We start from the raw sequence: 15,100 nt of genomic DNA on the forward strand, positions 1-15,100 counted from the left end.
CTCCTCCGACAGACAGTTGGCCCTGATGGGCCAAGGCCCGCCAAGAGCGAAGGCTGATTTAGTTAGCGGCGGGCCGGTTGTCTGGAGTGGGGAGAGGATGGGTTTGTGTCTCTCGTGCTACACTGGTACGTGATGCAACTCGCTGATTTTCATTATGATATTCCCGAAAAACTGATCGCGACCACGCCACCGACAGTACGCGGTGATGCGCGGCTGCTAGTTCTTGACCGCCAGAGCGGCACTGTTAGTGATCGACACTACCCAGATATCGTCGACTACCTCGGGCTTGGCGACGTGCTTATCATCAATGACACCAAAGTCATCAAGGCTCGATTGATAACAACCAAACAAACCGGTGGCACACGCGAGCTTGTGCTTGTCGAGAAGCACGGTCGCAGTGACGACTGGCATACCCACAAGGTTATCTACCGACGCAAGTTAGCTGTTGGGGACAAACTCTCTGTCGGAGCCGATACGCTGACGGTGGAGGAACTACTTGATGGTGGCATGGCAATCATCAAAAGTGAGCGTGACCTGCTACAAATCGCCGAAGAACACGGCTCGGTGCCGCTGCCACCGTATATGCGGCGCGACGCAACGCCAGCAGATATCGAGCGATACCAGACGATATTTGCCCGTGAGCAGGGGTCGGTCGCCGCTCCGACGGCAAGTCTCAATATGACAGAGGAGACCCTCTCACGACTCCGCGACAAAGGCATTGTCGTCGTCTATGCAACGCTGCATGTCGGCCTCGGTACGTTTCTGCCTATTCGCGTCGAAGATGTTACCGATCATCATATGCATAAGGAGTATTTTGAGATTCCCGCAGTCACTGTAAGCGCGATACGTGATGCCAAGGCAAAGGGTAAGCGAGTTGTCGCCCTCGGCACGACTGTGACACGCACACTTGAGTATGCTCACGAAGCCATCCTGGCCGGGCCGCCTAGAGACCTCTCGGGCGAAGCAGATATCTTTATGTATCCTGGCTATAGCTTTAAGATTATCGACGGCCTGATCACGAACTTTCATATGCCAGATAGCACCGTCCTCATGCTGACCGCGGCCTTTGCAGGATGGGATAAGCTCAAGCCTGCCTATGAACACGCTATCGACAAAAGCTATCGGTTCTTTAGCTACGGCGACAGTATGTTGATCCTGTAGCCCACAAAAAGCAAACTGCCCGCCCCCGAGGGAGCGAGCAGTCGCTACAACCTCGAGGGACGGGCGCTAAGAAACCGAAACTGATACTACCTTCCGCCTCATAATGATGGTGATCGCCATCAACACGTCGCAGAGAAGGAGATGCAATGGCGCCAAGTAGAGGAACCACTCTGGCGAACCAACGGCAACGACATTGAGTGCCGCGGCTACTGAGCCAAGCCCCCACATCATCAATGGCTCGGACGACGGATCGCGCCAGGTCTTGATGAGGCTGAGCGTGATACCGATGGTATCGGCAACGAGGATGCAGACGAGCGCCATCAGCGCCGAGCTCATCGCGAACCACAGCGTGATACTGGTGAGCGCGATGACGAGCGCAAGTGAGTTTGGCCAGTCAAGTCCTCCCTCTCCCCGACCGCGCGTCAGCGACAGGCAAAATATCGTGAGGTTGACCACTACGAACCAGCCAAAGACAAACAGGCTGTCGCGTGAGCCAAGGGCGAACTGAGAGCCGAAGATCACGAGCGCGGTCATCAGGAAGATGAACCACGTATAGCGATGGGGCTGCGCTTGACGCCGCCAAATGGCTTTGACGTAGCTGAGATCGCTGATCGAGATCAGGATCACGGCCAAAATGCCGATTGCTGCAAGCACGTGGCTCACCTCCTCTTTGTGAAAGATCGATTCTTTTTGTATTTATAACACTTCTGTAGATAATTTTCAACCCATGAAAGCAAACTGCCCGCCCCCGAGGGAGCGAGCAGTCGCTACGACCTGGGGACGGGCGTGTTCTACGGCAAGCCGTAGAGGATGCGGGCGAACGGGCGGACGGCAGCGAAATGCTGCGCCACCTCACTGCCTAGGTCGGTGAGCTCCTGCCGGAACTCATCCGCGTTGTAGCGGACGAGGCCGAGTTCGTGGAGCTTGACAACCGCGTCGGTGATGTTGCCGCCGAGCTCGAAGTGACGCCACTTCGCCTCCTCGAACATCATGATGAGCTCGAGTCCGGGCTTGCGGCCCTCACGGGCCTCGAGCATGATCAGGAGGTACAGCACCGCGTGCCGCGGCACCTCCTTGAGTCGCTGGAGCGCCTCGAGGACGCTCGCCGCGGGATTCTCCGGCTCTTTGTATTCATACTCCATAGTGCACCTCGATAAAATCGAAGGGATGTGGACATATTCATTATGTCATAGTTTACATATATTTGCAACTACTTCATTCACTTGACCTCAGTTGTGCTACAGTAAAGAGTAATGAAACACGCACTGACATTTGAAATTACCGATCGGCTCGAAGGCACCCTAGCCCGCGCCGGCATCATCCATACACCGCACGGAGCTATAGAAACTCCGGCATTTATCGTCGGTGGTACAAAAGCGACGGTCAAGGCCATCACTCCTGAACAAATCAAGGAGTACGGCGGCCAAGCTGTCCTCGCCAATACCTACCACCTGATGCTACGACCGGGCACCGCTATCATCAAACAAGCAGGTGGCCTCTCAAAATTTATGAACTGGAACGGGCCGACATTTACAGACAGCGGTGGCTTTCAGGTCTTTAGCCTCGGTGTCGCCTACAAAAAAGGCATCGACGCTGTCGCCCATACAGAGCGTGGCGATGCAGCCAAGGCGGTCAAATCGAGCGATCAGCTCGTCAAGATCACTGAGCGCGGCGCGCATTTTCGCAGCCACTATGATGGCCAAAAGCTCCTCATGACACCAGAGAGCAGCATGGAGCTCCAGCACGAGATTGGTGCAGATATTCATATGGCATTCGACGAATGTCCCGCGCCACTCGCGCCTCCTTACTATCTTGTCGAAGCGCTGGAGCGCACGCATGCCTGGGCTGAGCGTTGCCTGACTCGTCATCAGGAGTTAAACAAAGAACATGAAAAAAATGGCGAACCGCTTCAAGCCTTGTACGGCGTTGTTCAGGGGGCAAGAGACGAGAAACCCCGCAAACAATCAGCAGCCTTCCTCGGTGCCCGTGACTTCGATGGCTACGGCATCGGCGGTGTCTTTGAGACGAGTGAGATTCCTACTGTTGTCAAATGGGTCGATGAGACCCTTCCTGATGACAAACCGCGCCATCTGCTCGGCATGGGAGCACAACCGGCCGATCTCTTCCTTGGCGTCGAGTACGGCGTCGATACCTTCGACTGTGTTGCGCCTACTCGTCAAGCGCGAAACGGCGCACTCTACACCTACGATGGCCGTATCAATATCATCAATACGCGCTACAAGACAGATTTTGCCCCCATCGATGGCGAGTGCGACTGCTACACCTGTCTGCACTACACCCGCGCCTATATTAATCACCTCTTTAAGTCTGATGAGATCCTCGGCGCGACGCTAGCGAGTATCCACAATGAACGCTTTGTGGTGCGAACTGTCGATCAGATCCGTCAATCGCTCAAAGACAAAACGTTCTTTGAACTAAAAAAACGATTTCTCCATCGTTACTATGGCGACACGCCCCCAGTAGGCGTCATAGTAGAGTAACTTGAGCCTCACCACCTCCCCACTCCGAACACCGGCCCGCCGCTAACTGACTAGCTTTCGCCTTGGCGGGCCTTGGCCCATCAGGGCCAACTGTCTGTCGGGGGAGGTGGTGATACGCTGATGAATTAGTCAACCAAGTAGCGTGCCGGTGCTTCGAAGCTATCGAGTTTTTCGTGCTTCTTGATGTAGTGAATGACACGCATGGTGAGTGGTGACACCGCTATTTCGGTGACTATCTTGATACAAAAGACGGTGGCGATAAGCTGAACCATCGTATCGGCCGGCATCGTGCCGCCGAACGCGAGGAGCGAAAAGACTGTGGTATCAACGAGACTACCGACACCAGAACTGCCAACAAGACGCGCCCAGAGACGCTTGCCCTTTGTCTTAATCTTGAGCGTTACGAGGACGTAGCTATTGATCAATTCACCGATAAATATCGCGGCGATACTAGCTGCAACGATCCGCCATACTACTCCCAGGATGGCATCATACGATGATTGATTTGTCCAGCTTACATCTGCCGGCAGCATACCGACTAACCAAAAGGTTACACTAGTCAAGAGAAGCGTCATGATGCCTACGTAGAGGAGTGACCGCATCTTGCGATATCCATATACCTCTGTCACGATATCACCCACGATATACGCCAGCGGAAACAGTATGGTTCCCGCATCAAATACTAGTGGTCCAGCATGCACCATCTTGACACTGGCAATATTGCTGACGATAAGCGTCATCACAAATAGTCCCGATAAGAGTTCATAGACATGGACATGTTTTTTGGCAAACAGAAACATGCTGACTATTATACACCACCCGTTACTACTGGTACTGTCTGGTCAGGACATGTCTCAAGCACACGCTGCATGGCAGATTTTTCGGCATCGGTGACCCACAGATGGTACTTTGCCTTCACGGCGATCTGCCGTGCGACATACTGACACCGAAATGCCCTATTTGCCGGTAACCATGTGGCGGCATCGCCATCACCTTTGGCTTGATTGGCATCGCCATCGACCGCTAGCAGTTCAAGTGGATCATTTGCGAGCTGAGTACGCTCTTCAAGGCTGAGGAGTTGTGCACCGGTTTGCCAGGCATTACTGAGCGCAACGACGTGATCAATCTGCACGTCATCACTGGTTGATGGGCCTCTCGCAAACGCAATGACCGTACCCGTATAGGGATCATTGAGGATGCCACTCGTGACTTTGCAAGAATCATTTACCACGGCATTTGAAAGATCACGATGGAGGATAATATTGCGCATATCACAGGTGCCGATAAGTGACCAACCATCGCCGAACTGAGTTCGGGTGTAGTCAGTTTTTGGCGCGCGTCCTTTGACCGGTAACTTCTCGAGCATCGCCTGTGCCCGATCACCGGTAGTCACCGACGTCGATGAGGGGATCGATGGAGGAGTCTGGGGTTGCGGCCCAGTTTGATTGATATAGAGAGCAATTGCAAATGCGATAAGCAATGCTCCGAGTACCCTTCGTCGACGATATGGCATGCGCCCATTATCCTCTGATACAATAGAGGAATGCAAGCTGTAAATCACCTTATTTCTCAATTTGTCCCGGAATCATATAATCTCTCATTGATACTTGATCGAGCTAGCCATGAGGCCCACGGTCATGTCGTCATCTCAGGATCTTCAGTCAACGGTACTATCGCACTTCATGCCAAGGATATGGCCATCGACCATGTAATGCTTGATGGCCAACCAGCGTCACACTCCTTCGGTAAGGACGATGAGCTCACTATCGGCAGCTCTGCTCTCTCGCCGGGCAAGCATGTCATCGAAATTGAGTACCACTTTACCATCACCGAACTCGCACATGGTATGTACGTATCGCGCTATAAAGAAAACGGTGTTGAGAAAGAGTTATTTGCCACCCAACTTGAGAGTCACTACGCCCGTGAGGTACTGCCCTGCGTCGATGAACCAGAAGCCAAAGCTGTCTTTACGGTCGATATCACCACCGCACGTGGATCAACAGTCCTTAGTAATATGCCGGCTACGCATTACGAACATAGCAATGAGGTGACCACAACATACTTCGAACCCTCTCCGCGTATGAGTAGCTACCTACTCGCTATCGCCGTCGGAGAGTTTCACAAGCTCAGCCGTCTCTCGACGACTGGCGTTGAGGTCAATATATGGGCAGTGCCGACTCAACCGGCTACCGCGCTTGAATACCCCCTTGAACAAGCAATCAAATGTATTGATTTTTATGATGACTACTTCGGTGTGCCCTACCCGCTTCCAAAAAGTGACCACCTCGCCCTCCCAGATTTTGGAGGTGGTGCAGCCGCCATGGAAAACTGGGGACTAGTCACCTATCGTCAAGATTACTTGCTCGCTGATCCCAGCATGACTAGCGTCGAATCAAAGCAGATGATCGCCAAGACAATTGCTCATGAGATTAGCCACCAATGGTTTGGCAACCTCGTGACGATGAAGTGGTGGAATGACCTCTGGCTCAACGAGAGTTTTGCTAATGTGATGGAGTACATCGCACTTGATCATCTCTACCCCGAATGGCAGATGTGGCTGGATTGTTCCACCTACGAAAACGTCCTCGCGCTACGGCGCGACAGTATCGATGGTGTCCAGTCAGTCCAGATCGATGTCAATCATCCGAGCGAGATTCAGTCTATCTTTGACGGAGCGATCGTCTATGCAAAGGGTGGCCGCTTGATGCGCATGCTCCATGCGTACGTTGGTGAGGAGGCATTCCGCAGTGGACTTAAACTCTATTTTTCCAGGCATCAATACGCCAATACGACGGGAGACGACCTATGGAACGCACTTGCCGAAACCAGTGGCAAGGATGTCGTTGGCTTCATGCACACATGGATTAGCCAGCCAGGGTATCCGGTTGTCTCGGCCTCTCTGGCAGACGGTGAATTAACCCTCACCCAGCGACAGTTTTTTATTGGCCCACACCAGGCCTCAACTCGCCTGTGGCCAATCCCGCTTGGCGCCCAGAATGAGTCGATTCCTCACACACTGAGCGAACCATCACTCACAATACCCTACTCGGATACGTCTCTACGGCTCAACCAGGATGATAGCGCTCACTTCATTACTCACTACGACAAGGGGTTATTTGATAAATTGTTGTCTGACGTGAGGAGTGGTAACCTATCAGTCTTAGGTCGGGCCCAACTGCTTCACGAGCAAACCCTGCTTGTACGGGGTGGTCTGCTCTCGAGCGACACATTGATTGACCTCCTCGAAGCCTATGTCAATGAAGACGATGAATACGTCTGGGATATGATGGCCGTAGCTATCGGTGAGTTAAAAAAGTTTGTCGACACGAATGAGGCTGCAGAGCATCAGTTACGGACGTTTGTCGGACGACTCGCACGTCAGCAGTATGAACAGCTCGGATGGCAAAAGAAACCGGATGAATCACTCACACGCACCAAACTTCGCACGACCATTATCAGCTGTATGCTCTATAGCGAGGATACTGAGGTCATAGCCGAGGCCATTCGTCAGTATCGCTCCTCGTCAATCGACCAGCTTGATCCCGAACTACGCGGCCTAATCATCTCGACTGTTGTTCGTCACGATCATCGCCCGGACGATATCGATGCACTCATCCAGGACTATAGCGCAACCATCAATCCCGAGTTGCAACACGATATCTGCGGCGCCCTCACCTCATCGCGTGATCACGATACACTACTGCGTTTGATCGGCCTCCTCAAAGATACAAAGGTGATCCGTCTCCAAGACACCGTCTCGTGGTTTGTATCGCTCCTAAGAAACCGCTTTAGCCGCCAAGAGGTGTGGGACTGGATGAGACGCGAATGGCCGTGGATCGGCGAGATGTACTTTAGCGAAAAAAGCTATGACTCATTCCCGAAGTACGCCGCAATGTGCCTCATGACAGCGTCACAACTCGATGAGTTTACAGCATTCTTTACCCCGATGCGCGATGACCCTTCGCTGACACGGGCCATCGATATGGGTATTGTTGATCTCACTGCCCGCGTTGAGCTGATCGAAAAAGATGGACCAGCCGTCATCGCGAGACTAGCGCAACTCTAAGTATGTGACGACAGCGGGTGGTGTGCCGGTGGTAGAAATAACTCCTAGCCGCAGATCATGTCCCGGGTGATGAGCGGCATACACCTCTGCAGCAAAGGCCATTTGACGCTGCTTCCGCTTTGTAATCGCAGCAATTCCGTCTCCCGCTGTATCATTTTTGCGATGTTTCACCTCTGTAAAGTGCAGCGTATTTGCCTGCTTGCTAATGATATCAATTTCGCACCATTTCGTACGCCAATTCCGTGCCACGATGGTATGACCGAGTGATTGTAGATACTCAGCCGCCACAGCCTCACTCGCCTGGCCAATTGAGCGAGTGGTGGTAGCCGGTAGGCTTTTCTCGCGCCTTTCTTTGGGAGCGTCGAATCGATAGGCCGCGAGTGGCGCAAAGCTCAACCGATGCAGCGGAGTTACCCCGAGCTTGTCTATGGCCGCTCGATGTGCCGCGACGCCATAGCCAGCATGACGACCGAATCCATACCCAGGGTAGACGCTATCTTGATCGGCCATGTAGCGATCGCGTGCCACCTTTGCAACGATCGAAGCAGCCGAGACACTCGGCACCAATTTGTCGGCTTTTGGCAGGACGGTCACATACTGACCCTTTTTTGTTCCAGCGAGGAAATTAACAGTGCCGTCGATGATGATTTCGTGGTACGGTACCGTGATTTGCTCGACAGCCCGCCTGGTCGCTAGTACAAGCGCCTGGCTGAGGCCGATGTTGTCGAGCTCTGTCGCCGTGACCCATCCCAGCGCTACTGCTGCAGCCTGCTCGATGATAATCGGCGCTAGCGCTTCTCGTTGTTTCTTGGTCAACTGTTTGCTATCAGCTAGTCCCTCTATCTCAGTGCCACCAAGCACCACCGCACCAACCACCAGTGGTCCTGCCCAGGGACCACGTCCGACTTCATCGATGCCAAGTATCATGCACATAAGTATAGCGTATTCCTCATATTTGACTTTTAGTGATATTTTGACAGATGCCTCCAGACACGGGTCATTATCATAGGAAAGCGGTATCTCTCCATGCAAAGAACTCTCGGGTTTTGACCGAGAGTTCTTTAGTATATAGCTCTAATTATTTAGTCATTTTCAGCGTGACGTGCTTCGACTTCAGCTGCCTTGGCAGCAAGCTCGGCAGCCTCTACATCTTTTGCCGCCTGACGCTCGGCAGCCTCTACGGCTTTTTGCTCCTTGATACGCGCTTCTTCCTCTTCGGCATGATCGTTTTTGACGGCGTTTACTGCTTCGCGGTCAAACTGGACCGCTGTCAAACGTGCACCCTTACCGCTGCGCTGGCGGAGGTAGCTCAGGAAGTTGCGGCGAACTTTGCTGCGGCGAACAATCTCGACTTTTTCGACAAGCGGGCTGTGCAGGAGAAAACTCTTTTCGACACCGACGCCGCTTGCTACCTTGCGAACGGTGATGCGGCTCGTATGCTGACTCTTGTTGTCGGTACGGATGACGACGCCTTCAAACACCTGGATACGCTCTTTGCCGCCTTCTTTGATTTTTTGGTGCACACGCACGGTATCACCGCTGCGGGCATCGACGACTTGCTTTTTCTTTTGCTCGTCGTTGACTTTTTGGATTAGGGAAAAACTCATCTTCTACTCGCTTATCATTTAGTATTACAATTCGACTATCAACTATAGCATACTTCTGGACATTTTAAAAGAGGCTAGACGCCTCAATCGGTAGGGCGGGGACAAGGAGAGAGCGGTGGTGGTGCAGGGAGTCCTCTTTCGAGAGCTCCCTGCACCGTGCGGCCGAGTCAGGGCCTACCGACCCATGAGGGCCGGCCACGCCCCGAAGGGCGACGACACCGGGTCGAACGGGCTCGGCCGGTCGAGGATCTCGTCGGGGACGAGGGTCTCCTCGACCCAGACCCCGTAGACCGTCGGCTCGACGAAGGCCGTCCCGTCGAGGTTGACGACAAACTGGCCGGGACGCAGGACGACCACGACGGTGGTGCGCTCGAACATGGATAGCTCCTAATCTCACTCTGCCCACGATGGGCAAACACCACAGCCGGAACGTCCCGACGAGTGCTGAGTGGCAACGATAGTCCAACTCGTTAGCCTATCATTGCCCCTCAGCACATACTCTCTCCTTGTCAAAGATCGTGTGAGGTTATCTCACAACGAACAAATACATTATAGCACATTATGCATTAATTTGCAAGCATCTTGTACTCCGCCAGGTCTCCTAACGGCCAAATAATCCGCCGAGAAACCCATTCTTTTTTTTCGTCCAGCCTGATTTCTCAAGTAGTTCAAAGAGTGGCTTCTTGATCTCGCTCGTATCGAAACTATACGAGTAAGTCATTCCACCGATCGATACACTACTCTGCGGTTGTTTCGCATGCCCAAGGCCAAATCCCATTTCTTTACCTATCTTATGGCCTTTGAATCCTCCCATTTCGCCTCCAAATGATATGGTACCGTTTGTGAGAAGCGAAAAACCACTAGATTTACTTGTCTGCGTGTCCTGAGAAGTGTACGTATGCGTCAGTTCATCGAGCATCACTACAAGCTTAAATGTCTTTTCGACATTGTTGGCGGCAAGTGGAGCCGCCCAAATAGCGTCGAGATATTTCCATTCGGCAACAATCTTGTTTCCCTGGACGGAATAGGAGAATGGTCTTTCTGGCAGATTTAGTTGGTTAATTGCTGAAATTATTTGTTCGAGAGATAGTGGCTGCATTGCAGATTACTCTATCTTTGCTTCTAATGAGCTGTTGCTCGAGCGAAAATTCATCACGCGCCAATTATCACCGTTTTTTTCGAGGATGACACGGATGTACTTCGTACCCGATGATGTATCGACCGTATAGACGATGATCGCCTTTTGCGAAGAACCTGCGGTGGTTTCTACCGCACGTGCAGTCACCTTCTCGTCTCCTTGTAATGCGGGAGAGACCCGTTTGATAACTGCATCGAGATCATCTCTCGATGTCGCACCTCGGAAGCCCTCGCTCGTTAACGCATAGGCTGCCTCGGTGTTTGCCGACTGTACATCGTTGACAAACTCGTCACTTACCTTCTTTGGGGAATCTGTCATATTCATGACGACAATAAATATCACTCCTCCCACAATCAATAGTCCAAAAATCACGCTGATAAGTACTACGAGCCAACGAGGAACTTTGCCTGAAGCATAGTTATTTTTTAAGTGTGTTGTTGGTGTTTTCATGTAAATAATCTAGTTCCTTTTTTTGTTTATTTGTCGCTGCTGGTGATTATAGCACCCTAGCTTAGAAAACTCAATTATCGACAGTATTTACGCGCATGTTCTATACTTGAAAGATGGATTACAACCAACTCGCTCTCGATCTCCATGCGCGCTATGGCGGCAAAATTACCACTCAGCTCCGCGATACGAGCGAGCTTGATCGTGCAAAGCTCAGTGCGTATTACAGCCCTGGCGTAGGAGCAGTTAGTCAGGCGATAGCCGCTGACCCCTCGTCACTTTCCACCTATACCTGGACAAACAATCTCGTCGCTGTGATTTCTGATGGATCTGCCATCCTCGGCCTCGGGGACCTCGGTCCCAAAGCAGCCATGCCCGTCATGGAAGGCAAAGCCCTGCTGTTTAAGCGCTTTGCCGACATCGATAGCGTACCGATCGTGCTCGACGTGCACACAGCCGATGAAATCGTCGCTACTGTCAAAGCCATTGCGCCCAGTTTTGGCGCCATCAACCTCGAGGATATCGCCGCGCCAAAGTGTTTTGAGGTCGAGGAGCGACTCAAAGCTGCTCTCGACATCCCCGTCTTTCATGATGACCAACATGGTACAGCGGTGGTGACACTCGCCGGACTTATCAACGCAGCAACCGTCACTCATCGTTCACTCGTGGATTCAAAGATAGTTACTATCGGAGCAGGTGCAGCTGGCACAGCCATCATTAAGCTCTTACACCGCTATGGTTGCCGACAGATTGTAGCAATCGACAGCAAGGGTACTATCGGCGACTATCGCAATGATCTCAACGATGAAAAAAAGGCCCTTCTCGGGTATGTCGACCGTTCGGCTCACGGCTCACTCAGCGATGCGCTCAAGGAAGCCGATATCTTCATCGGCGTCAGTAAGGGCGGCCTCCTGACATCTGATCTCGTCTCACTCATGGCACCTAACCCCATCGTCTTCGCACTAGCTAATCCAACACCTGAAATTATGCCCGACGAAGCAAAAGTAGCTGGCGTCGCCGTGATAGCAACCGGCCGAAGTGATTTTCCCAACCAAGTCAACAATGCCATTGCCTTCCCCGGTATCTTTCGGGGTGCACTTGATCACGGCATCAAAAAGATTACTGACGAACATAAACTCGCCGCTGCTAAAGCTATCGCCGGATTGGTAGAAACACCTACCCCCGATACAGTTATTCCCAGCGTCTTTGATGAGCGGCTTGTGCCAACGATCGCTGCCGTCATTACTTAACCTGAGTCTCAAACCCCTCCTCCGACAGACAGTTGGCCCTGATGGGCCAAGGCCCGCCAAGAGCGAAGGCTGATTTAGTTAGCGGCGGGCCGGTTGTGTGGAGTGAGAGAGTATGAGACTTGAGACTACTTGATGTTTGGCGCTACAACAACACAGGTCCGGTCATCGTGCTTGCGCGCTGCGGTGATAAGGGCGTGCGGTATCTCGGCAGGGTGACTGCAACTCGTGAGATGTCTGATCATCTCGTCATTTGTCATAATATCCGTGCCATAATCGCCCGTGATACCATCTGAAACTAAAATGCCGATCTGATGAGGTCGCAGCAACAAGTTTCCTGTCTGCTCAACTCGGTGAGGTCGTCGAGTTATATCGTTTACACCACCTATGATGTTTGTCACGAATCTGCCAAAGCCTTCATCAATAGTGATCTGAGTAAGCTCACGAGTCTGTGTATCAAAGGTATAGAGCCGCGAATCACCGATTGATGCCCAAGCAACAGGGGTGTTCCCTCGGACATCTACAGGAAGACAGCGCGCTACTATTGCGGTTGTTTCAGATTTGATACCTCTATTGACGAGTACTGCGCTCGTATAATCAAGCACCGAAGCAAGCTCTTGCTCCGCCTGGCGGAGTGAAATGCCTTGGCAAAAGGGTGCACGTGCAACCATTTCGGCTACCAGAGACGAGGCGTACGCACCATCCGAAGTACTCACACCATCCATGACGCCATATATACCTCTGTGATCGTCAACGACAGATCGGTCATCGCCGTGCATTTGCAAGTCTTCAGCGTAGCCGATGCAGATGTGGCTCGATCGCTCAGGAGTATCAAGGCGAAATCCCTCGGCAGTGGTGCCATTGAGCGAGGAAAGATCACGCGCAATGAGCATATTGCCCCGACGTCCTAGATGAAGATGACTCCGTGACACAGTCGAAAGCTGATCGAGTGGAATGTGAAACTGATAACCCAGCCACTCTCGACCAATCTGGTACTCTATACCTTCAGGTAAAACAACCTGATCTTCTGATCCTTCACAGCGTAATACCGCTTCGATGACACGACCTGCATCAGTTTCGACCCCCAGGGTTGGTACCCAGAGCGCGGTGCGACCAAGGGTTAGCTGAACTGCCACAAAAGGATCACCATCAATACGGTCGATGCCAGCAGGGATCGGCGGATCTAGGGATAGGTGAGCTTCGGTGGATGACAGTATCCTGCCTCTTAAACCGATACCATCTGTATCGGGTCGGTAACTATTCATTAATACTATTATACCATATAGTGGTATAATAGTCTATATTACGCGAGCAATCTCATCGAGTGTTGTTTCGCCTCTGAGCGCCGCCAGTACTCCTGCTTGTTCGAGCGTCAACATGCCGTGCTTGCGTGCGGCAGTCTCGATAGCCTCTGGGTGCACATCCTCGACATCACCGCGAATGAACCGCTGGATCTCCTCATCAACGATAAGTTGCTCCATGATGACGATACGTCCTTTGTAACCAAACGGTGCATCATCACTCGCTACGGGACGCCAGAGCGAAAACGTGTCAAGATCGGGGTGCTCAGTATCCTCTGGGATTCCCTCAAGCACTCGTTTGACGTAGCTGCGTGTCGCCTCGTCGGGTTCGTAGGCTTGCTTTGTCTCATCCACCAGTCGACGGACCAGACGCTGCGCGATAACCAGGCGAATCGCCGAACTAAAGATGGGGTTCACGCCGATCATGTCGATGATTCGGCTAAATGCCGTGCTTGTAGAGTTGGCATGAAAGCTACTGAGCACGAGGTGACCAGTAATTGATGCCTGTATCGCAGTCCGGGCTGTATCTTGATCACGAATCTCGCCCACCATCACCACATCAGGGTCGAGACGCAGCACGCTGCGCAACCCGTCAGCAAACTGTTGTCCGCCCGTGGTATTGATAGGGATCTGGGAGATACCAGAGAGCCCATACTCGATGGGGTCTTCGAGCGTGATGAGTTTTCGATCGGGAGTATTGAGCGCGTTGAGCATACTATACAGAGTCGTCGACTTTCCGCTTCCTGTCGGACCGACCATCAAGACAAGTCCGCGTGGATGGCTAATGATATCATCTATTTGTTCGCGCTGCTTTGGAGGGATACCAAGCAAATCGAGGTTGAGGAGAGATTCATCGAAGTTGAACAAGCGAAGCACCGCATCTTGACCATACATGGTGGGAACCGTTTCGACACGAAGATTGAGTAAGTGTGTGGCGCCACCAGCGGTGATCTCGCGCTGCATATGGCCAGACTGCGACTCCGCTGCGGCAGTCGAGATACCAGCACGGCTAGCAAGTTCGCCCATAATCACCCGATAGCGATCGCGGTCGAGATGGGCAACCGGGTGAAGCGCACCATCAACGCGCATTCTGATACGAATATCCGTCCGACCGTTTTCGATGTGAATATCGCTCGCACCAAGACGATCTGCCTGGGTAATCAGGTAATTAAAGACGTCCTCACTACTGACCGAATTGAGCGTCTTGCTGACAGAAGAGATCGTGTCGCTATCGCCTTCTTTTGCGATGGAGATGTCATCATATACGGCTTTTTTGGGCGGATCAAAACGGAGCATAAACTGACGATAGGCACTAAGGCTAATCAGCGATATCTGGATAATTTTACCCTCATCGGCATAGTCTTTACGCATCTGTTGGATGAGGGACTGTGGTGTCTGCGTCGTGGCCCCAAACTCAAAGGCTCTTTCGTCACCGCCTTTGATGAGTGGCACGATATGCCCTTTATACATTTCATCGACCGATAGCACATCGGTTACAAGCGGAAGATCAGCCTCAAACGGACGCGTGTCCAGATAGGACATGCCGAGGATAGCCGATCGTTGCTGTGTCGACTCTTCATCCTGTTGACGACGTTTTTGCTGTATTTCCACTTCGTCCATATCCATTAGTGT

14 protein-coding genes and 1 pseudogene are annotated in these 15,100 nt (G+C 52.3%); 4 read left to right on the forward strand and 11 right to left on the reverse strand.

Features of this window, described 5'->3' with window-relative positions:
* The first annotated feature begins 132 nt into the window (after positions 1-132).
* Positions 133-1,161, forward strand: a complete 1,029-nt coding sequence (gene queA, locus L336_RS00280) for a tRNA preQ1(34) S-adenosylmethionine ribosyltransferase-isomerase QueA (protein WP_041191090.1) — start codon at positions 133-135, stop codon at positions 1,159-1,161.
* 66 nt (positions 1,162-1,227) lie between these two features.
* On the opposite strand, the gene L336_RS00285 is transcribed toward queA, so the two are convergent.
* Both L336_RS00285 and L336_RS00290 read right to left on the reverse strand, forming a co-directional pair.
* Positions 1,228-1,824, reverse strand: coding sequence for a hypothetical protein (locus tag L336_RS00285; RefSeq protein WP_015641215.1), 597 nt, complete (start codon positions 1,822-1,824; stop codon positions 1,228-1,230).
* A gap of 128 nt (positions 1,825-1,952) precedes the next feature.
* Positions 1,953-2,303, reverse strand: coding sequence for a hypothetical protein (locus L336_RS00290; RefSeq protein ID WP_015641216.1), 351 nt, complete (start codon positions 2,301-2,303; stop codon positions 1,953-1,955).
* Between the two features lie 111 nt (positions 2,304-2,414).
* On the opposite strand from L336_RS00290, the gene tgt reads away from it, so the two are divergent.
* Positions 2,415-3,662: a tRNA guanosine(34) transglycosylase Tgt gene (gene tgt / locus L336_RS00295; protein WP_015641217.1), complete on the forward strand. Its 1,248-nt coding sequence runs from the start codon at positions 2,415-2,417 to the stop codon at positions 3,660-3,662.
* A gap of 125 nt (positions 3,663-3,787) precedes the next feature.
* On the opposite strand, the gene L336_RS00300 is transcribed toward tgt, so the two are convergent.
* Both L336_RS00300 and L336_RS00305 read right to left on the reverse strand, forming a co-directional pair.
* Complete coding sequence (locus tag L336_RS00300) at positions 3,788-4,462, reverse strand: queuosine precursor transporter (protein ID WP_015641218.1); 675 nt, start codon at positions 4,460-4,462, stop codon at positions 3,788-3,790.
* Positions 4,463-4,479: 17 nt separating this feature from the next.
* Positions 4,480-5,124: pseudogene (locus L336_RS00305) on the reverse strand (HNH endonuclease family protein); the annotation flags it as partial.
* Positions 5,125-5,205: 81 nt separating this feature from the next.
* Here L336_RS00305 and L336_RS00310 point away from each other — a divergent pair.
* The gene (locus tag L336_RS00310) at positions 5,206-7,728 is read left to right on the forward strand and encodes a M1 family metallopeptidase (RefSeq protein ID WP_015641220.1); all 2,523 of its coding nucleotides are present in this window, start codon (positions 5,206-5,208) and stop codon (positions 7,726-7,728) included.
* Here L336_RS00310 and L336_RS05420 read toward each other — a convergent pair.
* The 5 genes from L336_RS05420 to L336_RS00335 form a co-directional block, all read right to left on the reverse strand.
* A complete protein-coding gene (locus L336_RS05420; protein WP_237738783.1) occupies positions 7,714-8,655 on the reverse strand; it encodes a ribonuclease HII in 942 nt (313 codons plus the stop codon). The two genes, L336_RS00310 and L336_RS05420, sit on opposite strands and share 15 nt — an antisense overlap.
* A gap of 155 nt (positions 8,656-8,810) precedes the next feature.
* Positions 8,811-9,335 (reverse strand): 50S ribosomal protein L19, encoded by a 525-nt coding sequence (gene rplS / locus L336_RS00320; RefSeq protein ID WP_015641222.1) that lies wholly within the window; start codon positions 9,333-9,335, stop codon positions 8,811-8,813.
* 174 nt (positions 9,336-9,509) lie between these two features.
* On the reverse strand, positions 9,510-9,713 hold the full coding sequence (locus L336_RS00325) for a hypothetical protein (RefSeq protein WP_041191093.1): 204 nt from the start codon (positions 9,711-9,713) through the stop codon (positions 9,510-9,512).
* A 223-nt stretch (positions 9,714-9,936) separates the two neighbouring features.
* A complete protein-coding gene (locus tag L336_RS00330) occupies positions 9,937-10,434 on the reverse strand; it encodes a hypothetical protein (RefSeq protein WP_015641224.1) in 498 nt (165 codons plus the stop codon).
* Positions 10,435-10,440: 6 nt separating this feature from the next.
* Positions 10,441-10,923 (reverse strand): nuclear transport factor 2 family protein, encoded by a 483-nt coding sequence (locus tag L336_RS00335; RefSeq protein ID WP_015641225.1) that lies wholly within the window; start codon positions 10,921-10,923, stop codon positions 10,441-10,443.
* A 113-nt stretch (positions 10,924-11,036) separates the two neighbouring features.
* Between L336_RS00335 and L336_RS00340 the strand changes: the two genes are divergently transcribed.
* Positions 11,037-12,170 (forward strand): NAD(P)-dependent malic enzyme, encoded by a 1,134-nt coding sequence (locus tag L336_RS00340; protein WP_015641226.1) that lies wholly within the window; start codon positions 11,037-11,039, stop codon positions 12,168-12,170.
* Between the two features lie 125 nt (positions 12,171-12,295).
* On the opposite strand, the gene L336_RS00345 is transcribed toward L336_RS00340, so the two are convergent.
* Both L336_RS00345 and L336_RS00350 read right to left on the reverse strand, forming a co-directional pair.
* Positions 12,296-13,432, reverse strand: a complete 1,137-nt coding sequence (locus tag L336_RS00345) for an FHA domain-containing protein (RefSeq protein WP_015641227.1) — start codon at positions 13,430-13,432, stop codon at positions 12,296-12,298.
* 33 nt (positions 13,433-13,465) lie between these two features.
* Positions 13,466-15,088, reverse strand: coding sequence for a GspE/PulE family protein (locus L336_RS00350; protein WP_160142747.1), 1,623 nt, complete (start codon positions 15,086-15,088; stop codon positions 13,466-13,468).
* Positions 15,089-15,100: the final 12 nt, after the last annotated feature.

It is taken from the genome of Candidatus Saccharimonas aalborgensis (genome assembly GCF_000392435.1).
GTDB lineage: Bacteria > Patescibacteriota > Saccharimonadia > Saccharimonadales > Saccharimonadaceae > Saccharimonas > Saccharimonas aalborgensis.